This window comes from Pseudomonadota bacterium (assembly GCA_026390555.1).
Taxonomy (GTDB): Bacteria; Bdellovibrionota_C; UBA2361; order UBA2361; family OMII01; genus OMII01.
This window is the reverse complement of sequence record JAPLFS010000094.1, coordinates 1-24,028: the sequence shown is the minus strand read 5'-3', so window position 1 is coordinate 24,028 and position 24,028 is coordinate 1. Positions and strand designations below refer to the sequence as shown.

Sequence of the window (24,028 nt, the reverse complement as noted above, 5' to 3'; positions counted from 1 at the left end):
CTCTCTACGATTGTACCCATCGATGACGCAATCTTCGATCTCGATATCCACAAGATTCCAGCTCTGCGTGAGCACCCTGAGCACCTTCATTTTGATCTTAGGTTTCTCTGTGTAGGGGATGATGATGAATCAATAGTAGTAAGCGATGAGTCGCATGATGTGCGGTGGGTAGCGCTGGATGAGCTTGCTCGCTATACGCAGGAGAGCTCAATCGTTCGCATGCATGGCAAGTGGCTTGCACGTAGGGGGCCGCAGAAAACAAATTACACACCTTAAATTTCTAGTTTTGTTGTATTTTATTCCCTAGATCATTCAGCCAATCGCCTGTACTTATTGAGTAATTATAAACAAAAAAATGGTTAAGAAAGAATAAGGAATTTAGGAGGAACTGCGCTAGTCTCCCCTTTGTGGCATATGACCATCATGTTCATTGCCACGGTTGATACTTAAGGAGAGTACATCATGCTAAATAGCCAAACCTTAATTCCGCAAGCCCCTCCAGTTTTAAATTTAGGTGCACCCACCGCTCTTGCAGGACAACAGCCTGAAGCTTCATTAAGACAAAATAATTTTCAACCGTTATTACGATCAATCGCCGCCGAAGTTTCGAGTGCCCAAGTAACTCTAAACACGCGATATGGTGGCGTTTTGCTGCAAACCTTTCTCTGTCACCTGTTCAAAGTTAATGACAGCTTCTCCATTTCGTCAGAAGCCCTCAGCGAGAAGGACTTCACACGTGAGCTTACACAACTGATTATCATGCAGGTGCCAGAGCTAAATACTAAGTATGATCAGATGAAGGTCGTCGCCAAACCGGAAGGGGTTTTAGAGGTCGTGCTGTGCAAATTTGGTCTCAAGCAGTCGACTAAAACCGAATGCAACTTTCTCGATAATCGAATAGATGTTTGCAAAGCGCTGGACGCGCTCCTCGAACTCGGATTGGTAACACATTCCTTAGAAGTCTTCACACACAGCCCGAATTACATGAGGGGTGATTTAGGGCATACTTTGCGGTACGCCGATTACCAACTGACTGCAAAGGGAATAGCCTGCAAGGCTGAACTACTTAACCAATAAAGCTGCGTAATTTTTCGACCTCGACTAGCGCTCCCTCTGGGCTGCCAAGGGCAGGGGTCTCAAGGATAAAGGGAATATGAGCGAGCTTGGGGTGCATAAATACCCGCCTAAGTGTCTCATTACCGATTAGCCCATCACCGATATTCTCGTGGCGATCCTTTCTGCTCGCTAACTCGGTCTTGCTGTCATTAAGGTGTACCGACCAGACCTTGTCGAGGGAGAGCTCCCGCTCAATGTTTTCGATAACTGACTCTAGATCTGTGACGATATCGTACCCAGATGCCCACATATGTTGAGTATCAAGGCCAAATCCAACCTGCTCCTTGTTATCGAGCTGCGAGTAGATTAGTGACAGCTCCTCAATCCGGTCTCCGATCACGCTACCTGAGCCGGCAGCCACCTCAAGGATTAGGCGTGAGTCCTTTGGAGCGCGCTCCATCACCCAGTTAATACCAGATACCACCCGGTCGTAGCCCTCTGACTCATCGGGCTGATCCTTCATACTCCCTACGTGAAAGATTACACCACTTCCTCCGATGCGAGCGCTGAAATCAAGGTCGTTAACTAGCGAAAGCTTAGCGAGGTTAAATTTCTGCGGATCTGGCGAGGCCAGATTAATCAGATAAATAGCGTGGAAGAATACCTTTTCAAGGCAGGAGCCATCCTTTGCCGCAAGAAAAAGATCCTCAATTCCTGGGGCAAATGGGGTGCTGTTCCAACGTTGCGGTGGTGAGGGGTGGACCTGAATCGTGTTAACATTAAGCGCTACCGCTGCCGCAACTGAGTTCGCAAGCCCGCCAGCCGCCGATACGTGCGCCCCGAAATATCTCTTCATAGTACCCCTCTATAGCCCTGGCTTCTCTGGCATATACTGCACACAAACCGATACCGATTCAAGTTGCAGTAAACCGCAGCAGAGGATATTTTCGAGATCTTCCTCTGTCTCGGAGCATTATTATGGTGAAAGCGCTCGTGGTGTTTATATTAGGACTTTTCTTGGGTGCTGGACTTATGTATGAACTGCGCCCAGGCCTAGCGATAGATCAGGGGCCAACGGAGCTTGCACCTCAAAGTACAGCGAGTAATTCGGAATTAGAGCGCACCAAGCAGCGAGTAGCACAACTTGAGAGGGAACTTAAGTTGAGTGAGGGCGCACAGGCAGCGCACGAGACTGTACGCGTGGATGGAGAGATCTCGGTCTCTGAAGAGGGCGCTATTAGCTCAGATCGGCAGGAGGCCGTAAAGTGGCGTGTCTCGGCTATAGATAAATTCGTGCCGCTTAATGATGATCAGAAGCAACGCCTTGCGGCTAAGTTCTCTAGGGAATTTAGCTCTGAGGGTGCTGGTGATGAGGACGAAACCCTTGATGATATCTTAGGTCTCGAGAACGCTACCTACTATAGGGAGCAGGTAAGGGCAGCGTTTCAACGGGTGCAGGAGGAGGAGTTGGAGAAAGAGGTGCTCTGGATAGCTAGGCAACTGAGCCTCTCTGATGTGCAGGAGCGCCAGATTCAAGAGATATTCAATAAAATTGAGCAGCAGATAGATCAGGAGCTCGCAGCGCCGCAGCACGCAGCAGCGTCGCAGCACGGAGTAGCTGAGCGTAGCGCCCAAGATAGAGTGAAGCTTATGATCGCTGAGAATAGACGGCGCTCAGAGCTACGAAACGAGCAACTTAAAGCCGCACTAACGCCGGAGCAGTATGAGGCGTACCTTCGTAGTCAGGCTGAGTCTGCTGCGTCCGATATTGAGGTGTTTCACGATCCTGGAGGAGAATAGTTCGCGCGGTAGTCCTGCCTACTTTGTTTGATTACACCGTAGGCGGTTTTTCTATCGTAGAATGATGCTATTTTGATGCGGGGTGACCCCTGTTTACCCGGGATCTCTTTGTAGGTTAGGAAATAGTGGCGCAGTCGATCGATAATACCCTGAGGGGCATCTGCGAGCTCCGTTATCTCGCCGTACACATCATCACCCTCCAATACGGCGATGATCTTATCATCGGCCTCTGAGTTATCTATAAGTCTTATGCCCCCGATAGGACGGGCTCGTATGAGGATATCTCCATGTAGAATGGGTCGATCGGTCAGGATACAGACATCCAGAGGGTCTTTATCACCCTGGATCTTTTTCTTACGCAGCGCCTTGGCGCATAAGGCTCCGACACCATCTCCGCACAGGGTTTGCGGAATAAAACCGTACAGGGTTGGACAGTGATTGGAATATTTTTGTGGTCTGTCGACCCGCAGAATACCGGAGGCCTTGTCCATTTCAAATTTTACGGTATCGGTTGGTACGATCTCGATGTAGCAGGTGACGACCGTTGGGGCGTCATCGCCGATCGAAACTCCGTGCCATGGATGGGCTCTATACAATGGTACATTCGGCATATAGAGATTATATTAGATGCACTCCTCAAGTGAAAGACTAGAACTATGCAACCCAGTATAAACGGTTCCTCACCAATAAGTGTGGGTGGGAAGCTACTGGATGATGGCATAACTATGCGCGGCAGTTGGAAGAAAAGCCGGTCGAAGAATGTAAGATAATGGATGCTGAATCCCTGCGCGGGAACGTGAACCGCTTCCCGCGCAGGGGTTTTCCATCTAATGTACCCACACTTATCGGTGAGGAACCGTTTTTAAGGGTTAACCGGTATCGGAGCGGGAGCAGGTAACGGGAAGCGGTTCACGTTCCCGCGCAGGGGTTTTCCCATCTAATGTACCCACACTTATCGCTGAGGAACCGTATTATCACCCACGATTTGCTCCGCAAATCGACCCCTGATGGGGTTACTTCGCCGCTCGCCCAACGACCGTCAGCTCATTTTTATTGTTGGTTAGCTGTTTCATACTAAACCATGAGCATCCTTGCGCCAGCAGCTCGCGCAGCTCACGCAGTGCATTAAAATCTGGATCCCCTTTGAACTTCACGGTAACGCAGAAGGATCTGCATAACTTCTCCTCTAGCCATCTTTTAAGAAGCTCTACCGTTCGATCAGGTGATGTAATGACATCACATACCATCCAATCAACCGGTTTCTCAGGTGCCCAGGTAAAGGCGTCCCCCTGCACAAAAATAAGATCTCTGTTCCTCATAAGAGGTGGGTCGAGTGGGGTACGGTCGATAGCGGTAACTCGACATTCGTGCTCTAGCAATACATGCGCCCAGCCGCCAGGGCATGCGCCCAGATCTACGCAGTGCATGCCACGCTTAAAGCTTAGACCAAAAACTGTGATAGCCTCCCGCAGTTTCTTAAAGGCTCTGGAGGGTGGTGTGCGGTCATCGGGGATATTCACGTACCCAGCTACCTCCGGTGAGATGGTTGGACTTAGAGTGCTGCACAGCTTCTGGTCAGCAAAGCTGATAAAACCACCTGTAGGTGAGAACGTAACCACCTGAACAAGCGTGCCCTCGCCACCTCTTTCGTCGACCAGAGTTTTAAGAAGTGATCGCCTTTTCTGTTTAAGGATGGCTAGCACCTCCTGTTGGATCAAGCGTGGCCGTGCGTAGCGCTCCCCGGTATCTGCGGTTGCAGGATCAAAGATATGCAGGCGCCAAGCAGTAGTGGACTCCCCAAGCTGCTCAATAAGCTTCTGGGTAATGGCTGTCGCCCAAGTTTTAATCGACGAAGCGCTTAGTGCTTGGGCGTTTGGGAGGAGCTGTCTAGAGAAAAAGAGGGGAAATGCCTCGAATGTTGCGGCAGAAACGCCGGAAAGCTCTACCACACTCAGCTCTAGGTCTGTACACTCTACCGGGCCCCCTAAGGCAAGCAGCTCCGTACATAGGTGGCGCTCCTGCCCAGCACGGGTAATACAGATATGCTTCTCGGTACAATTTTCCATGGCGATACGTAAATCTCAGTCAAGTACCACAAAGCGCGAGAATCAGCGAGGGGCAAATAGGCCAAATGTAGGACGCCCCCCAGCACAGAACTTTAAACGAGAAGAGTTGACCAAGTTCTACGGCGTGCAGTGCTGCTTAATGTTATTTGAGGCTAGAAAAAAGGATCTCCGTCGTTTGTTCGTCCTTCCAGAGCATCAGGAACGCTTTAAGTCGATCCTTGACTGGGCTTCCAAACGCGGGCTCTTTGTAGGGGTGGTCGAGGCAGCAGAGATCAGTCGGGTGGCAGGGACCGAGCACCATGAGGGGGTCTGCTTTGAGGCTAAGCCCCTTCCGTGCGTGCAGTTGGGGGATATTGTCCGGATAGTGTCCGATCTGCAACGCGGGGTCGTGATGGTACTTGACGGCGTCGACAACCCACATAACGTTGGGGCGATCCTAAGAACTGCATCTTTCTTTGGGGTGAGCGCCGTTGTTATTAGGTCTCAGGTTATTAGCACACTCTCGGGAGCAGCCTGTCGTGTAGCCGAGGGTGCTGCAGAGCAGATGCCGATCTGTATCGCGCGTGATTATGGTAATTTTTTCGCTGCGCTAAAGGCGCGTGGATTCGGAGTTGTGGCGACTACCCCACACGAGGCGCGCTCGCTCTACAGTATAAAGTGGCCAGAGAAATTAGTTCTGATGTTCGGAGCAGAGGGGAGTGGTCTTACCTCAGAAGGTCTTGCGATAGCAGACCAGCGCGCCGCTATTCCGCGAGTTGGTTCGATTGAGAGCCTTAATGTATCTGCTGCCGTCTCAAGTGTTCTGACAGAAGCACGGCGCGAAGCGATAATTCGCGGACATGTGCGTCGTGTGCAAGCCCCTACACGCTAGCTGCCTGGAATCTTGAGATAAGCCTTTCTGGCGCACATAGTTTAGCCACCTCTGTTAGATCTCCTAGGGCCTCCTCTGTAATGAGCCTGGCGATGAGCTCCCCTGCGAATGGACAGGAGAGCAGGCCACGGCTTCCATGCCCAACGTTTACGAAGAGTCCGGGCTGCAAAGACGAAGATTCCCGTTGTATGGCCGGCAGATCTGGAACTGCACCGATGTAGGGGAGTCTATCCGCAGTTGAGGTGCGAAAGCAGACCCTGGGGGACTCAATTGAGGGCGGCGTAAATTGCAGCTCCGGTAACCAACGCTGGCAGCGCAAAAGCATCTCTGAGCTATCTTCTTCAGACGGCGTAAGGCGGAGATCGTTGTGTCGATATTGCGCCCCCAGTAGGTGCGCGCCCGCATGTTCCGGAGTTAGGTAACCATCGAAACAGATTATGGTTCGTAGTGCGCGCGAAGTAGGAGAGCTTTTCACCGAAACGGTCTGCCCACGTACCGGCTCCAGGGGTAGCCAGGAGAGGGGCGTAAGGGCGCTCGATTCGTACGCCCCACATACGATAACGTTTGGAGTGCTAATGGTATCTCCCGAAGCGAGGTAGCAGCACCATCCGGTGTGGTCCCGCTTTAAGTCAATGACCTGCGTGTTCATACGGAGCTCCCCCGTTTGAGCACCCCAATGTAGTAGCGCCTCAACCATCCTTACTGGGCTTACGTAGCCGCTCTCTGGCGCGTATAAACTTGGGTGCGAGATCGTAATCCCGCTAAGCTCACTTCCCTCTAGCGCAGAGATTCTTTGAATCTCCGTTGAGCCGATGATAGCTGTTCTATCGTGTATCAGCTTCTTAAGTCGAGTCGTTGTAGGAAGCTGAATGCCGCCAACCTGATTAAGGAGCCCCTCTTCCGAAAAAACAGAGCGTAGCAGCTCAATTGTAAATCTGAATCCGGTTGAATAGACCCGCTCAAGGGGCGAGGAGTAATCTGAAATATAGGGCATAATTAGCGCGAGGCGGTTGCCTGAAGCGCGCTGAGCCAGTGCGCTCTCACCTTCGCACAGCAGCACCTTCAGGCCGCGGCGCGCCAACGCATATGCGGAGCTAGCTCCGGCAAGCCCCCCTCCTATAATCACAGCATCAGGGCTACAGACGGTCATGTGTTGTCATATTTTAGACCTATGAATAGTTACAAGGATTGCGCCATTGATCTGAGGTAAGTAGCCTTATAGTAGTTCTTATTAAGGTAGGAGGGCAGGTGTCAGACGTAGTTATTGCCATAATTCTCGGGGTGGTTGAGGGGCTAACGGAGTATCTTCCGATCTCTAGCACGGGACATCTTATCCTTTTTGGAGAGGCGCTGCACTTTACTGGTGAAAAGGCTAAGACCTTTGATGTCGTGATCCAATTAGGGGCGATCTTGAGCGTGCTAGTTCTCTATCGGCATAGATTTGTCGCCTTATTTAAGGGGCTAAGGCAGGGGGTGTGCAAGCCTCGTACGGCTCTTAATCCAGGGATGGCGGGGCTACAGGGTATCTTGAAGCTCGCCCTTGTTTCGGCGCCTGCGTTGAGCGTTGGGTTCATTTTTAGAGGCCAGATTAAGGAGCACCTCTTTGCGCCGTTTCCCGTAGCGATAGCTTTTGCTGTTGGAGCGCTGCTGATCCTGATAGTTGATCGAAATGGTAAAGTAGAGGGGCAGATAGAGATAGATCAACTTACCTGTCGACAGAGTTTTCTAATCGGCTGCGTGCAGTGCTTGGCCTTATGGCCCGGCATGTCACGCTCAGCATCAACTATTATTGGGGGCATGTTGGGCGGGCTTTCAAGAGCTGCAGCCGCGGAGTTCTCATTTCTTGCCGCTGTCCCGGTGCTCTCTGCGGCAGCTCTTTATGATCTATCGAAAGCGTTGCTGATCTTCACTACAAAAGATCTTGAGCTAGTTGCGATCGGATTTGTAATCTCTTTTGTAACGGCGCTGATCGCAATTAAGGTGTTTATCAGCATCGTTAGTCGCTGGAGCCTGCGACCCTTTGCGTACTATCGGCTATTGGTTGCGGCGATAGTGCTTACGCTACTCTAGATATTAGGTAGTAAGGAAATAATGTGAATGTGGGGGATGGAAGAAACGGGCTGAATTAAAATGGGTGAAGTGAAGACGTTTGCAAAGAAACCTTAGAAAAAAAAGCTAAAAAAATTAAACCTGATATGAGAAAAAGACTGACCTCCAGAGATCTCTACTGAGAGTTATCTTCTGAAAAATCTCAGGAGGTCAGTCTAATCACACAAAAAATGCACTTCCTTACGGACATGCAAACCTAAGAAAAAACCTTTCGCACCTTTACTTGCGAAACGTCTCACTTCGTACGATACCCTCATTGAAGGCAGCCTACGAAGAGAGCTGAAACACTGTTCACTAATCCTTCTAGTATATAGAACTAATTGGATCAACTCAAAATAGTTTTTAAGAGAGGTCTCGGATTAATAGAGTTATTTAGCTAATAAATCCAGTAATATTAAGTAGTTACTATGTTTTTTGACCTCGAAACGTTTTTCTATATCAAAATAGCTAACTAATCATACCGTTAACACCCGAAGCGAACTCAAAAGTACCCCTTTCGCCAGATCCCACTATCAGCCGATATACTCAGTGCGATGGTAAAGCTCTTAAAAATTCTGATGCCGGTTGAGTATGTATTGGTGCTCTTTGGGGCGCTTACATGTGCGCTTTACAGATATTTTGATCTCTTGATGCCGGGGCAGCCTGGGGCTGGGGCTACGAGCGGGCCCCTTCTGTTTTATCTAAAGCAGTTTCTTACCTGTCTCGATTTATATGCACTCGTTCTGCTCGCCGCTATTTTTCTGAAGCTTATAGGGGAGGTTCGTCGAGTTAATTGGAAGTTTAGAGCGGTCGCATGGAGACCGTTCTGGTTAAAGACCCTTGAGCGCTTTACGCTTGGCCAGATATTTCAAGATATTCGCTTCTTCCACGCGGTGCTCCTTATGTTTGTCGAATTTGCACTGCTCAAGAACTTGGTTCCGCACGTAAACGCACGATTATATGACGATCTATTTATAGCCTCAGATCGTTACTTATGTGGCGGGATGGTGTGCTCTGAGGTGCTGTTTAAGCTCTGGGGCGCGAGTGCTCTTGATCAGATCTCTAAGCATTATTTTTGGTACTATCCCTACATGTCCCTGACCGCCTTTACCTTTATTGCGGTAGCTCCAAGGCGCTTGGCACAGGAGTATCTGTGCGGATTTGTGCTATTGTTCCTAGTTGGGATTATCTGGATTTATGCCGTTCCTACCCTTGGCCCAGTGTACATATATCCTGAACTGTTTAGGTTTATGCAGGGAGGAGAGATCTCCGGGTTGCAGGAAAGCCTGTGGAGGATGCGTGACCTACTCAGTGAAAATCCAGGGAGTCAGGAGGGGGTCTTTATGATCTCTGGGTTTCCGAGTTTGCATGTAGCTGTGGCGATCATGGGCAGCATTTATTTGAGACATATTCACCCCCTGCTTTCTTGGTTAAGTTGGATCTTTACTCTCTTAATCTTTAACAGCACGATCTACCTCGGCTGGCACTATCTACTCGATGATCTCGGATCCGTGCTACTGGTTGCGCTATGCATACCACTTGCTAAGCGTGTCTCATGGAGATGGTGGGGAGGAACGGATGTCAGTCCCGTTTGAGAGCGTCATAGGAGCTGGGCCTTTTATGGCAAGGCCGACAAGGCTCCAAGCTGATCGAACAGAAAAGGAGTAGTTAGGCGGCCCGCTTCAATACGTTTTACGATAGAGCAGATCTCCTCAAGAAATGGTTCTATATTCTGAGCTGTTGAATCCTTCGAAAACTCTTCAAGACGAGCGCACGCCGCTGCCAGCTCTTTATATCCGTACAGTCCAGCACTTCCACGTAATCTATGAGCTAAGACACCCGTTTTTTTACGATCCCCCAGCTCTACTGTCTTTGATAGCTCCTCAATACAGGGGCTGAGGTGTTCGACAAATTCAAGGATTATTTCAAGCATGTCCGGATCGGAGGAGATGCGGCTACTTATAATTGGAACACCTAATGGTTCGACTGGAACGGGGGAGTTTAGAAATCTATTTAGCATCTCCAGGAAGGAGCTCTTGCTGAAGGGCTTACTGAGGTGCATTACACAACCAGCATCGATCGCTTTAAGAACATCACTCGTCATAGCGCCAGCAGAGAGGGCGACAATTGGGGTCTTAATACCGGCTTGGCGAATAGCGCGTGCTGCGCTCAGGCCATCCACTTTAGGCATCTGTACGTCGAGCAGGATTAGGTCGAAGGGTTGCGCAAGAGCGCTCTCTATCGCCTGCTCTCCATCCTCTACGAGGGTTGGATCTACACCAGCTTTCTCTAGGAGGTGATGAACGAGCCTGCGGTTATCCAGGGCATCGTCTGCAAAGAGAACCCGGCCAGAGAACTTTTGTGGTAGTTTAGTTGCATGTACCTCAGGGTGCTCCTCTGGCAACGCTCTAATTAGAGCTTCAGCTTGATCGATGCTAGAGGAGATCCAAAAATTGAACTGCGATCCAGCTCCGATAGTTGAGGTAACCGTAATCTCTCCGCCAAGTGCGTTGATCAGTCGTTGCGAGATGCTTAACCCCAGTCCGGTTCCACCGTATTGACGTGTGATTGATTCGTTTGCTTGGCAAAATGGCTGAAAGAGTGATGAGATCTGCTGCATTGAGATGCCGATACCGGAATCCTTAATGCTGAAAGAGATTGCAGCTGTTTGCAAATTAAAACCAACATGCAATTCAATCGATCCCTTAAGTGTAAATTTGATGGCGTTGCTTAAGAGGTTAATCAGCACCTGCTTTAGTCGAAGTGGATCGGTCGTTATGTGTGCTGGTAGGGGCCACTCATAGTGCACCACAAAAGAGAGCGCCTTATCGGCGATACGGGGGGCGAACATGGTACGAACCTCTTCGACCAAGCGCACAAGATTGAAGGAGGTTTTTTCAATAGTAAGAGCTCCTGCGTCAATCTTAGAGAGATCTAGGATCTCGTTGATGACGTTAAGGAGATGCTTGCTGTTACTAAGGATAATATCGAGTGTGTGAAATTGCTCGGGGGTATGTTTCGTATCGTCGCGCAGGAACTCTGCAAAGCCAATAATGGCGGTCAGGGGTGTTCGGATCTCGTGGCTCATATTAGCGAGAAACTGACTCTTGGCGTGCGTGGCTGTCTCAGCTGCCCGTTTTGCTGCGATCAGCTCCTCGTTTACCTCTCTTCGCTCTGTAATATCATCTACCGTCCCCACCCAGCCACTGACTGTATCGGTTGAGTTTATGGTAGCAGCTTTAACAGTACACCAGGCGATACTTCCATCGTGACGCTGATAGCGGTGGGTCTCTTCAAAGGGAGTTGCCGTTTTAGTGGCCGCATACCAACTTGATGCGACCCGCTCTCGGTCCTCCAGCGGAATAGCGCGCAACCATCCCGAGCCGAAGCTCTCTTCAGAGCTCTGGCCAGAGATGTTCTGAAATTGATTGTTTGTATAGATATAGTTGCCATCTGAATCGGTAACAAAGATACCTAGTGGAGCCGCCTCGCTAATGGCTCTGAACCGCGCTTCGTTATTTTGGTATTGAAGCTCATCTGTATTGCGGCTGCTCAGATCAACGCAGGACGAGACGTAGGCCTCAAGCCGTCCAGTTGATGAGAAGAGGGGCATAGCCTGTTCAAGCACCCAACGATAGGTACCGCTTGAATGCCGTAACCGGAACTCACGTTGAAAGCGCGCTCCCTGTAAGGCCGCTGCATGCCACCGTTGGTGATAAACCTCTCTGTCATCAGGATGAAGTGCTGCTTCCCAACTATCGGCGAGGCTATCCTCACGACTTAATCCTGTAAACTCGCGCCACGCAGTGTTAAAGAAGGTTCTGTTGCCAGCCTGGTCTGAGATCCAAAGCAACACGGGGGAGGCATCGGCTATAACGCGAAAGCGGCGTTCACTCTCTCCGAGCGAATCGATAGTTGATTGAACCTTTAGTAATTTATGTCGCAGTTCAATCTGTAAAACCACCTGATGCGCAAGGGCTTGCAGCGCTTGCTGCTGACTGAGGGATAGCTGGCGAGGTGTCTTATCTAATATACAGAGGGCGCCAAGCACGAGCTTATCGTTGGTTATCAGGGGAACCCCAGCATAGAAGCGCATGTTTGGAGCGTTTATAACGAGCGGGTTGTTAGAAAAACGGGGGTCTTGGGAGAGATCGTTAATGATAAGGGGGGAGTCGGAGAGGACCGTTTCAGAGCAGAGCGATAGCGTACGATCAATCGAGGTAAGATCCGTTCCCAAACGTGCCTTGAACCATTCTCGCTCTGTATCCAGGAGCGAGATAAACGCAGCCGGGGCCTCGCAGATCTGGGAGGCTATAGAGACGATCTGATCGAACGCCTCCTCTGGAGCCGTATCAAGGATCTCTAATTCACGTAAGCGAGCCAGCCGCTCCACCTCGTTAGGCGATCGCCTCATTGGTTATCCTCCCAGCACAAAGTCACTCAAGGGGTAATTCGGCACAATTAACTCGCACCTCAAGGATCCGTAGCGCACATTTTTTAATACGCTATGAAGCAACGGATATCAGTCTAATCAGTAGGTTAGGTGTCTAGTTTGAGCTGCCGCCGCGCCTCATAAAGGGCGATTGAGACCGCATTACTAAGATTAAGGCTGCGTACGTGAGTAGAGATAATCGGGATCCTAAGGATCTGTTCAGGGGAAAAGTTAGCCAAAAGCTGCGGCCCAAGCCCCTTAGTTTCACTGCCGAATACCAGGGCATCCCCCTGCTGAAACTGCGCATCTGTATAGAGTTTTTGCCCGAATTTTGAGAAAAGCCAGATACGCTCCGGCTTGGCGGTATCGATATACTCATCCCAGGAGGGGTGTTGTGATAGCTTAACGTGGGGCCAGTAGTCTAGGCCGGCCCGCCGCACAGCTTTCTCTGAGATCTCAAACCCAAGCGGGCCTACGAGGTGTAGTGAGCTATCGGTAGCCGCACAGGTTCGGGCAATTGAGCCAGTGTTTTGGGGTATTTGAGGCTCTACAAGAACGATCTGCACCGATTAACTCCCCCTACGCTAACGATCCGAGCCACGCAAAGTGCTGCGTAGGAAAAAACCTCTCTGTGAGGGTCTCAGATAGTTCATTTTTCTTGATGGGAAAGCTATATTGTCGGCATGTTAAATTCAACAGTTGTTGCGCGAATCAATCTCACCCCGGAATTAATGATCCTGCATGTCAAGCCAGATGGTGGCGTGCCTAGCTTTATCCCCGGACAGTACGTGGCTTTGGGCCTAATGGGAGCGGCCCCGCGCTACGTCGGAGCAGGGGAGGAGGTTGAGCCGCTAGCGGAGGATAAGATTATTAAACGGGCTTATTCGATCGGGACATCCCCTGAACAGAGGGATTATTTTGAATTCTATATAGCGGTGGTACCGACCGGTTCCCTGACCTCGAGACTTGCGGCCATTAAGGAGGGGGATAGGCTTTTCTGTCAGCCCAAGGTGACCGGCACCTTTACATTAGATAGCGTGCCGGCGGACCATAATCTTGTGCTGGTTTCAACCGGCACTGGGATCGCTCCATTTATGTCGATGATCCGCACCCCCTCTACCTGGACCCATGGTCGAAAGATTACCGTAGTGCATGGAGTTCGACATCCGGAGGACTTCGCATACTCGGAGGAGCTGCAATCTTTCGAAGCCAATAACAGTAGCTTCCAGTATCTGCCGATAGCGAGTCGCGCCGCAGAGTCCTGGGAGGGGAGAAAGGGTAGGGTACAGCGGCTCTTTGAATCGGGAGAAATTAACCTTAATCCCGTTCTAGATCACGTGTTTCTATGTGGAAACCCAGCCATGATTGAGGAGCTAGAGGTTAGCCTTACGACCTTTGGGTTCTCACTGCACTCGAAAAAATTACCTGGTAATCTACATTTAGAGAAATACTGGTAATCAACCTAGAGCGTTAGCGTTTGGAACTTCGTTCCCCAGAACGGCGAGGTGTGCTTTGGCTCGCTATCTTTGTTGATACGGATAGTTTGTTACGAATAGAGTGAATCAATCGTATCGCGGTAGCGCAGCGTAATCTGTTTGCGCTTCATCTTCATTGTCGGGGTGAGAAGTCCGTCCTCGAGTGAGAAGTCCTGATCTATAATGCTGAAGTGTTTAATCGTCTCGTAGCTTGCCAGCTCTTTATTGGCCCTATCTACGGCGTCCTGAACCATCTTAATAACGATAGTGAGGTCTGATAATTTTGTGTTCGCCGCGATTTTAACGCCGGAGGCGGAGAGTATATTGCGAAGCTCTAGATCGTTAAGGGTAAAGAGCATAACGCAATAGGGCTTACCATCACCGTATAAAAACGCATGCGATATAAAGGAGTTTCTCTTAAAGAGCCCCTCAATTAATGTGGGTGGAATCTTCTTGCCCCCAGCGGTGATGACTAACTCCTTCTTTCTATCTGTAATAAAGAGAAACCCATCGGGATCGATCTTGCCGATATCACCGGTGTGAAACCAACCCTCATTATCCCAAGACTCCTTCGTCGCTAAAGGTCTATTAAGATATCCGCGGGTAACGTTGGGGCCACGCAATAGAATCTCGCCGTCCTCTGCTAGGATGAGCGTTTCAACCTGATCAAGAGCTGGCCCAACGCTTCCGATCTTACGATGTAATGGACGATTAACGTGCGTTGCAACACAGGTCTCAGTTAGTCCATAGCCCTCACAGATAGTGATCTCTAGGGCATCAAAGAACTTGTTAATTCCCGGGTCCAGTTTGGCTCCGCCAGAGATCGCATGCCGAAATCCAACGCCAAAAAGCTGGCGCTTAATCTTCTCTCTAATCGGTGCGAGGCCATAGAAAAGGATCTGTTCAAGTAGCGAAAGGGGCGCCTTTGCAAAGCGGCGCTCATAAGTTTTCTGGGCATTAGAGATGCATAGAGCCAATACCCGCTGCTGTAACCCCTTGCCGCTGGCGCGTGACTGAAGCACTGCTGCCATCTTCTCAAAGAGGCGGGGCACTGAGGGGATAACCGATGCGCCAGATTCGCGCAGGTCCTTTGCTATCGAAGAGAGGTCGATCTTGGATGTTTTATGGTCGACAATGGCTGGAAGAGCTAAGTATGCGCTCGTAAGCGCCCCTACGTAGTAGACCAGTCGAGCGAAGGAGTGCGCGAGCGGCAGATAGAGAAAGAGAGAGCCATCGAGCACGAATATCCCACCTTCAGCCGCCTGCCTGACATTTGAGAGGTGATTACCGTGGCTCTGAATAACCCCTTTCGGAGCACCGGTCGTGCCGGAGGTATATACGTAGGAGGCGATGCTAGCGTGATTTATAGAATCGGGAACAGTGGGAGGCGTCGCAGAAATCTCTGGGTTCGTAATCAGATCGGCTAGATATGTTGAGGGCAACCCCGTATCGATCTGCTTATCGATCTGCTCAAAGTTAATAACTGTATCAACCTGAACCTGCACGGTGCTAGCTAGAATGCCCTCCCTTTCCGGAATTGTGCACAGATTATTCTTAAGCCAAGAGATCTTCTGCGCCTGCTCCTCGTTCTCAATAAAAACAATTCGAGCACCGGAATCATGCAGGACAAATCCAACCTCTACGGCTGGCTGGCTTTGATAGATACTAACGGTGATACCTCCGAGGGTCTGAATGGCGATATCCGCCAAGAGCCACTCCGCTCTGGTATGAGATAGGATCGCTACCGGCGTTCCTGGCCGCACTCCGAGTGCGCTCAGGTGGTGCGCAATCCTAGCGATCGCTGGAGTAACAGAGGCATACGTTTCACTGCGCCATACTCTTGTAGCGTCAGCATGCGGCGCTACGGCGTATCGAAAGAGAGGGGAGTCGGGATGCGCGCGCGCACGGGACCAAAACGCCTCTCCGATGGAGAGGGCTGCGGAGACGTTATTAAATTGGTCGATATCAGAAGAGCCCATTAGTATAAAAAGGTGCCGTATGGTGAATCTATTAGCACCTCGTTTTCTCCCTCACTTGAGGTTACCCGTCCTATAACCTGAGCGGCAATCCCAAATTCCGCTGCCAGAGATATTATCTCACTAGCTACTGCCGGCTCAACGCACGCTTCAAGGCGATGCCCCATATTAAATACCGAGTACATCTCGTTCCAGGGGATCTTGCCGCACCGTTGGATCTCTTCAAATAAGGGCGGAGTGGGGAATAGGTTACTCTTTTCAAAGCGCACACCCTGCCCAAAGCGCTTAATTTTAGTTTGGCCTCCGCCGCTACAGTGAATTAAGGAGTGGGTCTGCTCTCTAAATGTAGTTAGGATCTTAAGTATCAGTGGGGCGTATGTACGGGTTGGCGAGAGGAGCGCCTCTCCAACGCTCATACCGAGGGAGGCTATATTATCTGTCACCTTGAATGGGCCACGATAGGCACTCTCTGGCGAGAGCTTTTCGTCCCCTACCTCTGGATAGGTCTCTGGATGGTAGCGCGACAGTAGCACGTTACGGGCAAGGGTCAGGCCATTACTTCCGATACTTGAGTTAGCAGCCTGCTCGTATCGGCATCTGCCGGTTGAGCTGAATCCGACGATCGCATCGCCAGCCTTAACTCGAAAGGTATCTACAAGTTCAGAGCGAGGAATTCGGGCGCACAGAGTTGAGTCTACGATAACGGTTCGAACGAGATCTCCAACATCGGCTGTCTCGCCACCACTTAGAGCAATCGGGAGTCCCTCGTTTGCCAGCATCGCCGCGCAATCTCGGTAGCCCTGTATGATTTGGCTAATCGCCTCGTCTGGAACGCAGGAGCGATTTCGGCCGATAGTATTACTCAGCACCAGTCCAGAGAGTCCTCCGGAACAGGCGACATCGTCCAGATTCATCACCAGGCTATCGGTCGCGAGGGAGCGAAACCAGGAGGGGTCGTTAGTTTCGCGGTAGAGCAGGTATGCAACTATACTCTTGGTACCTGCGCCATCGGCGTGCAGAAAAAATGCTTGCGATGGATCTCCTGCTGGATCGGCTACTGGAGATGCAAAATAGCGTGCAGGCCCTGACTCTCCAACGGCTTTTAATATCCCTGATTTTGCTGAGGAGGCGCCTAACGCCCCATAGGCTGAACTTTCAGAGGAATATTTCTGCACAGGCTGCCCGAATATTAAGACTACTTTTTGAGGGAGTTAACAAACGCAACTAGATCAGCCAGCTCCGCAGCCTTTAAATCGCTCTGAGCTGGCATCATAACGCTCAGGCCAAGTTCAGCTCCACCCTTCATTAGCAATTCGGTAAGCTTTGCATCATCGGTAGCATACTTATTCACTCCGGTCGTAAGATTGCGTGGCTTCTGTCCCTCGGGAATCGTTGCGGCGATAGGCCCATCGCCGGCCCCCTTATCACCGTGACACATGGCGCACCGTTGAGCGAAGAGGGTCTTGCCCTTTTCAATGTCGGCTCCGTAAGCCGGGGAAGTTGCCAGAACTAGAGTTGAGAATAGGAGTAGGTTCTTTATGTTCATATGCGACCTCTAAAAAACAGGGGAAGGAGCTTATCCACCCTTGTTATAAATCTGTTGTTAGCCAACTATACCGTTGCCCCCCTAGATTGGAAAGAAATAAGATCGAGTAACTGCTCACCGTAGTTTAATGTAGCGATTCAAGCTATTGATATTACGGCGAAGTTTCATAGGAAATTCGATTGGTCGTTCCCTGATCGGGCACAGCAGATTTTGTGAATAGTACTAGTTACTAAGATAGTTGAAAGCATCGGGAGATATAGCGGAATATGCGCAAGTTTTTTGACCGAATTCTAGGGTTTTCACGCTCAAAATCAAAGGAGGAGTGGCGGGCATTCTTTGGCCAACAGGGGAGCTCTCTCCGTGTATTCGTGCAACAAAACGGCGAAAAGGCGGCCCTGCTTGGTTTCGTACTGGGAACCCTAATAATCCTCTTTTTTAAGCTCTTTATTGTTCTTGCGTGCGTAGCGGCTCTGCTGGCCATGCTGCTTATTATATGTGCGGAGTCGAAGCCGTAGTCTCATTTTTCCCTAGAAAGGAGCCATGAAAAACCTCTTTGTGCTTATTCTGTTTAGTCTTGTCGTGGTTCTTCCAGCGCTAGCTCAGGATGAAACCTCTGTATTGCGCACCAAGGCTGAGCAGGGGGAGGCCTATGCCCAATACCACCTTGGTGTAAGTTATGCTAATGGCGAGGGCGTTCCAAAGGACTTAGTCCAGGCGCATATGTGGCTTAACCTCTCCGGTGCGAAGGGTAGCGAGCAGGCCAAGAGCTCCCTGAAGATCATTGAAAAGCAAATGAGCGCTGAGCAGAAAGCAGAGGCGATGAAGCTCGCCCGCGATCGATGGGCTAAAGCAAATCCGTAGCTTTATTTAGATTTGGTGTTCAAAATAACGGGTACCTAACCCCGCTCGGCATTCGCACTAAGAACTCCCCCGATCCCACCTAGTAAAAGCACCCAGATCACTGGCTTACAAATGGAGAGTCCTCTATCTCGCCCCGAGCATCAAAAAAGCATGAGCTAAATAGCTCCCTTACCTAAAGGTTTTGGGGTTATCTGACGAATGTCGCTATGAGGGCAAGGAAAGGTTCCAGTGAATAAGAATCAATTACCTAAGAATCAGCTTATTTACCTAGCACAAGATCTTGAAGTTGCAGGGCTCTTTTGGCATCCCGAGGTAGGGGATGAGGTTGCAGATCGTGAAGGAGAGAGCCCTGTCGCTATCCTCGTTGATCCGCAGGGGATGACACCCGCCGAGCTACGCTCAGTCTTTCTATGGCTCCCAACGGTTGAGCAGATGATGGTTCAATTTGAGACGAGACAGGCGGTGCTCTTTCACGCCGGGTTCGAATTTACCGAGAAGCAGTTTTATTATAAAACCGTGATTCAGTCCGCTTGTGGTCATATAGAATCGCGTGGGGACTCATTTAGATTGTCGATGGGGCTGGCGCTACGCGATCTTCTAATCTCTGATACTCCAACCAACATCAACTAATCTCGCTACAGCACTCCCTCTACTGCTCTCTCTAATGCGCAACGCTTTCTACTGCGCAACACTTGTCGGTGCTTGTCGGCACAATTGCTACAAAACTGAACATATTTTTTGTACCAAAATTATACAGCAGCCTTAGGGCGCGGTTGACAGTGTGTCAAAAAATTTTGGGTTATATAGATAACCCACTGTTTTCACCGAGATTCGGCCCCCTAAAAGAGATGAGCCTGTTTCCTACAGTCAAGAATCTAACATGGGTAGCTCGCAGTGGTACGAAGATTGCCAATTCCGTGACAGCAGCTATTCGAACCATTCAGGTTCGGATGGTTCCAGGGAAGGTTAGTGCGAGTGAGTTGAGTCGGAATGTATCGACCCAACTTCATACATCGAACAAGGAAGGTTCATATATGGTTTTCAACGCAGCGCTCAGCGCTTCAACAGATCCTCTAGCAGCATTGGCAACCCCAAGGTCCTCGAATAGAGGATTAAACGAACTCTCCTTCGGGATCCTGACCGCTTGCCCAGAGATGCGAAAGATATTGGGTGTAGTTGAGAAGGTTGCTAAGACCCGTTCAACCGTTCTTATTCTAGGAGAGAGCGGAACCGGTAAGGAGCTTATCGCGCGCGCCTTTCATTCATTGAGTGGACGTACGGGCAGACTAGTTCCAGTAAACTGCGGGGCTATCCCGGAGGATATCCTTGAGAGCGAGCTATTCGGCCATGAAAAGGGCTCCTTTACCGGCGCCATCGCCTCAAGGGTTGGCCGTTTTCAACTCGCTGATGGAGGCACGATCTTCCTAGATGAGGTCGGTGAGATGAGCCCTAAGCTGCAGGTCAAGCTGCTGCGCGTCCTGCAGGAGCGCAAGGTCGATCCAGTTGGCGGCACAAAATCAATCGATATCGATGTACGTGTAGTCGCTGCAACCAATAAAGATCTCGCAGCAGAGGTCAAGGCCGGGCGATTCCGCGAGGATCTTTATTATCGCCTGCAGGTTGTTCCTGTCACCCTACCACCGTTACGAGAGCGCGAGGGGGATGTTGAGATCCTCGCCAACTATTTCCTGCGTAGGCAAGCAGAGGAACTTGGCAGGCTAGAACTGAGCCTCTCTCCAGCAACGTTAAACGCACTAAGTAATTATCAGTGGCCCGGCAATGTGCGCGAGCTTGAAAACATGATTGAGCGGCTCGCAATTTTGAGCGACAGCGATCAGATTGAGCCGGAGCATCTACCGGATTACCTTTCAGAGGTTAGTGCAACAACTCAGATACAACTTGCTGACTTTACCCTACCACAACGAGGCGTTGATTTTAACACCCTGATTGATGACTACGAGAATAAGCTTATCTCTACGGCCCTTAATCAGACCGGGGGAAATAAAAAAGCGGCAGCGAAGTTACTTGGACTTAATCGCACGACCCTAGTTGAGAAGATTAAGAAGAAAGGGCTTGAGGCAAAGATCGAAGTTAGCGTCATCTCTGATGATATGACGATGTAAATGAGGATCTCCATGCAGCTTTTGAAAGACATAAAATCAATATCTCGGTGCTCAATAGTGTGGGTATTTAGCACACTAAGCATATTCATTGCAGCTGTTCCGGCCCTGGCGCAGCATCCGATCGATCTGCAAAAGCTTTCGGCTAGCGGCGAACACCTTAAAGCCGTGACGCTCTATGAGGTTTTGCCGGAACGATCAATGACGACAGATGCTCGTATCGCTGCAGCAAAAAGCGCCTGGGCACTGGGGCTTAATCAGCAGGCTTCTAATGGGTTTGACGCCGTTCTAAGAGATATGCAGATAACAACCGATACCCGTGCGCGACTGACCCTCTCGCGAGCTATAATTGAATACCAGGATGAGCACTACACAAACGCCAATCTTTTCGCCGAGAAGGCGATCTCTTACCTTTCAGAGTCCTCGCCGTTACGTGGCAGGGCTTATCTGCTCTGGGGTCAGAGCCTCTCTCGAATGAACGCCTACAGCGCCGCCCAAGAGAAACTCCTCGCAGCGCTTAACGATTCCACTACGAACGATAAGGCCGAGATACATTTTGCTCTTGGGATAGTTGAGACGAAGCTAGGTAAATATTTACAGGCTGAGCAACATCTAAAAGCAATTCCAACCGACCATGAGAGAGCCTCAGCAACCGTACGCATGCTGGCCTCTCTGGCGCTTGAAACTCATCAGAATGATAGAGCCCGTTTCTGGATACAGAAGGGCAGGTCCGACTATCCGGAGGCCTTTATTGATAGTTGGGGTGATTACGGGCTGCTAGAAGTGGCGCTCTCAAAGGGAGAGATCTCTGCAGCACGCGAGATCTTTACAGAGGCAAAGAAGCAGCACCCACCCTCAGACCCTTGGCTAATCTTAATGCAGGCGGCACTCGAACAGTTTGAGTGGAAAAAAGACACCAATCAAACGGAGGCCCCGTGAGAAACTCTGGCTTAGCTCAGATTAAGAACTCAATCCCCCCACAGTCCGCTCTAGGACTGCAGGAGATGCTTGAGCGTTTTAACGATAGCAGCTCAAAGCTGGAGCAGCGTCATTTCGCTATTCTGCAAGAGGTTGAGGATCTCAAGGCTAAGCTCCAGATTAAGGAGGAGGAGATTAAACGAGCAGAGCGCTTATCTATGCTTGGCGAGACCGCAGCTGCGCTTGCCCACGAGGTACGCAATCCACTTGGTGCAATAACGCTATTTCTATCCATGCTTAAGCGCGACGTAGAGGATCGTCCCGGGGCAATTGCTCTCGTTGATGAGATCGAAAAAAGCATAACGAGCCTAGATCACGTCGTTTCTAATGTACTGCATTTCGCGAAGAATAATCGCCTACACACCGGGCCGATAAACCTGAACTCAGTTATCCAGGAAGTTCAGCAACATTTTGTAAGTCTATACGGCACAGGCGCAAAGATCTGCGTTAACCTGAGCGGAAATCCCTTTATCATTGCGGATGATAACGCACTCAGGCAGTGCTTTTATAACCTGATTACTAACGCTTTGCAGATCACCTCGTTTACTGGAACGATCACCATTACGCTCAGCGATGAGCAGGAGTTGGATGGCGTGCGAGTAGTTATAACCGATAACGGCCCAGGAATATCCGAGGAAGTTCTGCCGCGACTTTTTGAGCCGTTCGCGTCGGGTCGACGAGAGGGGACCGGATTAGGGCTCTCTATCGTTAAGAGAATAATAGAGGGGCATGGGGGCAAGATCTCCGCTCGAAACACTCCGAGCGCCGAGTTCACATTAATTTTGCCCCGTAAAGCAACAAATATTAAGTAAAGAGGAGACCAGTATGGAGCTTAACGACACAGGGACAGAGAGGGGAGATAAGGTTGGCAACGCAACTCGTGCACGTATCCTGGTTGTTGATGACGATCCACATATGCAGCTAGCTATAACCACCTGTCTTTCCCGTAAGGAATACGAGCTGGTTGTCGCGCCAAACGGCGCTGCTGCTCTTGAGCACCTAGAGCGGGGATCCTTTGACTTAATTTTGTCCGATCAGCAGATGCCAGAGATGTCTGGGCTTGAGCTGCTCGCCGCCATGCAGAAGCGCAATATAGAGACCCCCCTAATTATGATCACGGCCTATGGCACGATTAATCAGGCGGTAGAGGCGATGCAGCGCGGAGCCTCTGATTTCCTTACCAAGCCGTTTTCGGCCACCGATCTAGAAAGGATCGTAGAACGAAGCCTTACGCCAGAGGCCAAACATATTCGCCAAAAAAGCTCCCACCAAAAGGGAGGACGTCCAATTATAACGAATGATCCCCTTATGATCCGTGTGCTTGAGGTAGCGGAGGCGGTTGCACGCAGTGAGGCTACGGTTCTTATTCAGGGCGAGTCTGGAACTGGTAAGGAGTTGGTTGCGCGTTTTGTGCACGCTAGTAGCCCACGTGCTCAACAGGCCTTTGTAGCCGTCAATTGCGCTGCGTTACCAGCTAGTCTGCTTGAGAGTGAGCTATTTGGACACGAGAAAGGGGCTTTTACAGGAGCACAGGCGCGCAAGATCGGAAAGTTTGAGTTAGCGCACAACGGTACGATCCTCTTAGATGAAATATCTGAGATGGATATCGCCCTGCAGGCTAAATTACTACGTGTGCTCCAAGAGCGAGAGGTTGACAGGGTGGGTGGTAGAGACCCTGTAACGATAGATGTGCGTGTGCTGGCGACAACGAATAGAGATCTGGAAGAGAGCGTTCGAGAGGGGCGCTTCAGAGCGGATCTATATTATCGACTAAACGTTATCCCGCTTACCTTGCCACCGCTGCGTGCGCGAACCTCAGACATTAAGTTATTAACCGAGCATTTTATGCGTCAGTACCTCGGGAACAATGCGCCAACATTGCCAGCGGAGGTTCTGCAATCGTTGCTCTCGCACTCATGGCCCGGAAATATTCGTGAGCTGCAGAACGCAGTGCAAAGAGCAGCTATCTTGTCACGGGGAGCGATTCCATGTGAGTCAGACTTTCTGCTCTCAGCTAGTGCAATCACACAGCTTGAGTCTGTGCGTTTAGAGGCACCGAGGGTCGGTAGCATTCATAGCATGGTGGAGAAGATAGTAGACAATGGCATAGAGCCCAATCGTAGCGCCTTAAATGACTCAGTCATGATTCGCTCAGGGATGACCGTTCAGGAGATGGAGCGTGCCCTGATCCTAGAGACACTTCGTGCGACGAGCAATAATCGAACCGAGGCTGCAAAGTTACTCGGTATTAGCATCAGAACCCTTAGAAATAAGCTGCATGAGTATAGGGGTGGCGAGGTCGGGGCAGAGGAGTAGGGCTCCTCACCGATAAGTGTCGGTACATTAGATGAGAAACCCCTGCGCGGGAACGTGAACCGCTTCCCGTTACCTGCTCCCGCTCCGATAGCGGTTAAACCTTAAAAACCAGCTTTGACAGCATGGCCGCCAAGCTGCTCAAAAGACTCGTAGGAGTTTTAAGCACGCTCTGATCAACAAGGTTCCACGCTTTCAACAGGTCAAAGATCGCGGCACACTCCAAAGTAGAGCCCCGCGCAATACTATAGTAGCGCTTTTTGTCGGCAACGCCTGTTTTGCCTGCGCCTTCTGCAATATTTAATGAAATGGAAGTGGCGGCGCGACGCAACTGGTTGACAATGTCGCTATTTCCGTTCGGAAGGAGGCGAATAACACTAATAACCTCTTTCAGGAATTCAACCGACTTTTGATAGACTTCGAGCTTTTCATGACAAAACATATCT

The 24,028-nt window shown here is 50.3% G+C and carries 24 protein-coding genes; 14 read left to right on the top strand and 10 right to left on the bottom strand.

What is annotated here, in order from left to right:
• Together NTV65_11715 and NTV65_11710 are read left to right on the top strand one after the other, a co-directional pair.
• Positions 1 to 276: hypothetical protein (locus NTV65_11715; GenBank protein MCX6115863.1), on the top strand; the 276-nt coding region annotated here is incomplete at its 5' end.
• 186 nt (positions 277 to 462) lie between these two features.
• The gene (locus NTV65_11710) at positions 463 to 1,077 is read left to right on the top strand and encodes a hypothetical protein (GenBank protein ID MCX6115862.1); all 615 of its coding nucleotides are present in this window, start codon (positions 463 to 465) and stop codon (positions 1,075 to 1,077) included.
• Here the strand turns inward: NTV65_11710 and NTV65_11705 are convergent.
• Positions 1,067 to 1,912, bottom strand: coding sequence for a deoxyribonuclease IV (locus NTV65_11705; GenBank protein ID MCX6115861.1), 846 nt, complete (start codon positions 1,910 to 1,912; stop codon positions 1,067 to 1,069). The two genes, NTV65_11710 and NTV65_11705, sit on opposite strands and share 11 nt — an antisense overlap.
• 122 nt (positions 1,913 to 2,034) lie before the next feature.
• Here NTV65_11705 and NTV65_11700 point away from each other — a divergent pair, with 122 nt between their 5' ends.
• Positions 2,035 to 2,856 carry a hypothetical protein gene (locus NTV65_11700; protein MCX6115860.1) on the top strand — a complete coding sequence of 274 codons (822 nt, stop codon included), beginning with the start codon at positions 2,035 to 2,037 and terminating at the stop codon, positions 2,854 to 2,856.
• Here NTV65_11700 and NTV65_11695 read toward each other — a convergent pair.
• On the bottom strand, positions 2,835 to 3,467 hold the full coding sequence (locus NTV65_11695) for an inorganic pyrophosphatase (protein MCX6115859.1): 633 nt from the start codon (positions 3,465 to 3,467) through the stop codon (positions 2,835 to 2,837). The two genes, NTV65_11700 and NTV65_11695, sit on opposite strands and share 22 nt — an antisense overlap.
• Positions 3,468 to 3,869: 402 nt before the next feature.
• Positions 3,870 to 4,922 carry a hypothetical protein gene (locus NTV65_11690; GenBank protein MCX6115858.1) on the bottom strand — a complete coding sequence of 351 codons (1,053 nt, stop codon included), beginning with the start codon at positions 4,920 to 4,922 and terminating at the stop codon, positions 3,870 to 3,872.
• Here NTV65_11690 and NTV65_11685 point away from each other — a divergent pair.
• On the top strand, positions 4,921 to 5,793 hold the full coding sequence (locus tag NTV65_11685) for an RNA methyltransferase (GenBank protein ID MCX6115857.1): 873 nt from the start codon (positions 4,921 to 4,923) through the stop codon (positions 5,791 to 5,793). The genes NTV65_11690 and NTV65_11685 overlap by 2 nt on opposite strands.
• On the opposite strand, the gene mnmC is transcribed toward NTV65_11685, so the two are convergent.
• Complete coding sequence (mnmC, locus tag NTV65_11680) at positions 5,783 to 6,943, bottom strand: FAD-dependent 5-carboxymethylaminomethyl-2-thiouridine(34) oxidoreductase MnmC (GenBank protein MCX6115856.1); 1,161 nt, start codon at positions 6,941 to 6,943, stop codon at positions 5,783 to 5,785. The genes NTV65_11685 and mnmC overlap by 11 nt on opposite strands.
• 98 nt (positions 6,944 to 7,041) lie before the next feature.
• Between mnmC and NTV65_11675 the strand changes: the two genes are divergently transcribed.
• The gene (locus NTV65_11675; GenBank protein MCX6115855.1) at positions 7,042 to 7,863 is read left to right on the top strand and encodes an undecaprenyl-diphosphate phosphatase; all 822 of its coding nucleotides are present in this window, start codon (positions 7,042 to 7,044) and stop codon (positions 7,861 to 7,863) included.
• A 572-nt stretch (positions 7,864 to 8,435) separates the two neighbouring features.
• On the top strand, positions 8,436 to 9,476 hold the full coding sequence (locus tag NTV65_11670) for a phosphatase PAP2 family protein (GenBank protein ID MCX6115854.1): 1,041 nt from the start codon (positions 8,436 to 8,438) through the stop codon (positions 9,474 to 9,476).
• Between the two features lie 23 nt (positions 9,477 to 9,499).
• On the opposite strand, the gene NTV65_11665 is transcribed toward NTV65_11670, so the two are convergent.
• Positions 9,500 to 12,295 (bottom strand): PAS domain S-box protein, encoded by a 2,796-nt coding sequence (locus NTV65_11665; protein MCX6115853.1) that lies wholly within the window; start codon positions 12,293 to 12,295, stop codon positions 9,500 to 9,502.
• Between the two features lie 125 nt (positions 12,296 to 12,420).
• The gene (locus tag NTV65_11660) at positions 12,421 to 12,879 is read right to left on the bottom strand and encodes a tRNA (cytidine(34)-2'-O)-methyltransferase (protein MCX6115852.1); all 459 of its coding nucleotides are present in this window, start codon (positions 12,877 to 12,879) and stop codon (positions 12,421 to 12,423) included.
• Between the two features lie 117 nt (positions 12,880 to 12,996).
• On the opposite strand from NTV65_11660, the gene NTV65_11655 reads away from it, so the two are divergent.
• Complete coding sequence (locus tag NTV65_11655; GenBank protein ID MCX6115851.1) at positions 12,997 to 13,770, top strand: ferredoxin--NADP reductase; 774 nt, start codon at positions 12,997 to 12,999, stop codon at positions 13,768 to 13,770.
• 89 nt (positions 13,771 to 13,859) lie between these two features.
• Here NTV65_11655 and NTV65_11650 read toward each other — a convergent pair whose 3' ends face one another.
• From NTV65_11650 to NTV65_11640, 3 genes are read right to left on the bottom strand one after another with little or no spacing between them, the layout of a single operon-like run.
• A complete protein-coding gene (locus NTV65_11650; GenBank protein ID MCX6115850.1) occupies positions 13,860 to 15,767 on the bottom strand; it encodes an AMP-binding protein in 1,908 nt (635 codons plus the stop codon).
• A complete protein-coding gene (locus NTV65_11645; GenBank protein ID MCX6115849.1) occupies positions 15,767 to 16,939 on the bottom strand; it encodes an AIR synthase-related protein in 1,173 nt (390 codons plus the stop codon). Before NTV65_11645 ends, NTV65_11650 begins: the two co-directional genes overlap by 1 nt.
• A 20-nt stretch (positions 16,940 to 16,959) precedes the next feature.
• Positions 16,960 to 17,310 (bottom strand): cytochrome c, encoded by a 351-nt coding sequence (locus tag NTV65_11640; protein ID MCX6115848.1) that lies wholly within the window; start codon positions 17,308 to 17,310, stop codon positions 16,960 to 16,962.
• A gap of 266 nt (positions 17,311 to 17,576) precedes the next feature.
• Between NTV65_11640 and NTV65_11635 the strand changes: the two genes are divergently transcribed.
• The 7 genes from NTV65_11635 to NTV65_11605 all read left to right on the top strand — a co-directional run bounded on the left by NTV65_11635 (position 17,577) and on the right by NTV65_11605 (position 23,585).
• Positions 17,577 to 17,825 (top strand): hypothetical protein, encoded by a 249-nt coding sequence (locus NTV65_11635; GenBank protein MCX6115847.1) that lies wholly within the window; start codon positions 17,577 to 17,579, stop codon positions 17,823 to 17,825.
• Between the two features lie 25 nt (positions 17,826 to 17,850).
• A complete protein-coding gene (locus NTV65_11630) occupies positions 17,851 to 18,171 on the top strand; it encodes a hypothetical protein (GenBank protein ID MCX6115846.1) in 321 nt (106 codons plus the stop codon).
• 228 nt (positions 18,172 to 18,399) lie between these two features.
• The gene (locus tag NTV65_11625; GenBank protein ID MCX6115845.1) at positions 18,400 to 18,801 is read left to right on the top strand and encodes a hypothetical protein; all 402 of its coding nucleotides are present in this window, start codon (positions 18,400 to 18,402) and stop codon (positions 18,799 to 18,801) included.
• A gap of 404 nt (positions 18,802 to 19,205) precedes the next feature.
• Complete coding sequence (locus tag NTV65_11620; GenBank protein MCX6115844.1) at positions 19,206 to 20,294, top strand: sigma-54 dependent transcriptional regulator; 1,089 nt, start codon at positions 19,206 to 19,208, stop codon at positions 20,292 to 20,294.
• Positions 20,295 to 20,315: 21 nt separating this feature from the next.
• Positions 20,316 to 21,230, top strand: a complete 915-nt coding sequence (locus tag NTV65_11615) for a tetratricopeptide repeat protein (protein MCX6115843.1) — start codon at positions 20,316 to 20,318, stop codon at positions 21,228 to 21,230.
• Positions 21,227 to 22,081: an ATP-binding protein gene (locus NTV65_11610; GenBank protein ID MCX6115842.1), complete on the top strand. Its 855-nt coding sequence runs from the start codon at positions 21,227 to 21,229 to the stop codon at positions 22,079 to 22,081. The genes NTV65_11615 and NTV65_11610 overlap by 4 nt, the downstream gene beginning before the upstream one ends.
• Positions 22,082 to 22,094: 13 nt before the next feature.
• Positions 22,095 to 23,585: a sigma-54 dependent transcriptional regulator gene (locus NTV65_11605; GenBank protein ID MCX6115841.1), complete on the top strand. Its 1,491-nt coding sequence runs from the start codon at positions 22,095 to 22,097 to the stop codon at positions 23,583 to 23,585.
• Between the two features lie 94 nt (positions 23,586 to 23,679).
• On the opposite strand, the gene NTV65_11600 is transcribed toward NTV65_11605, so the two are convergent.
• On the bottom strand, positions 23,680 to 24,028 hold a 349-nt coding region (locus tag NTV65_11600; protein ID MCX6115840.1), incomplete at its 5' end, for a four helix bundle protein.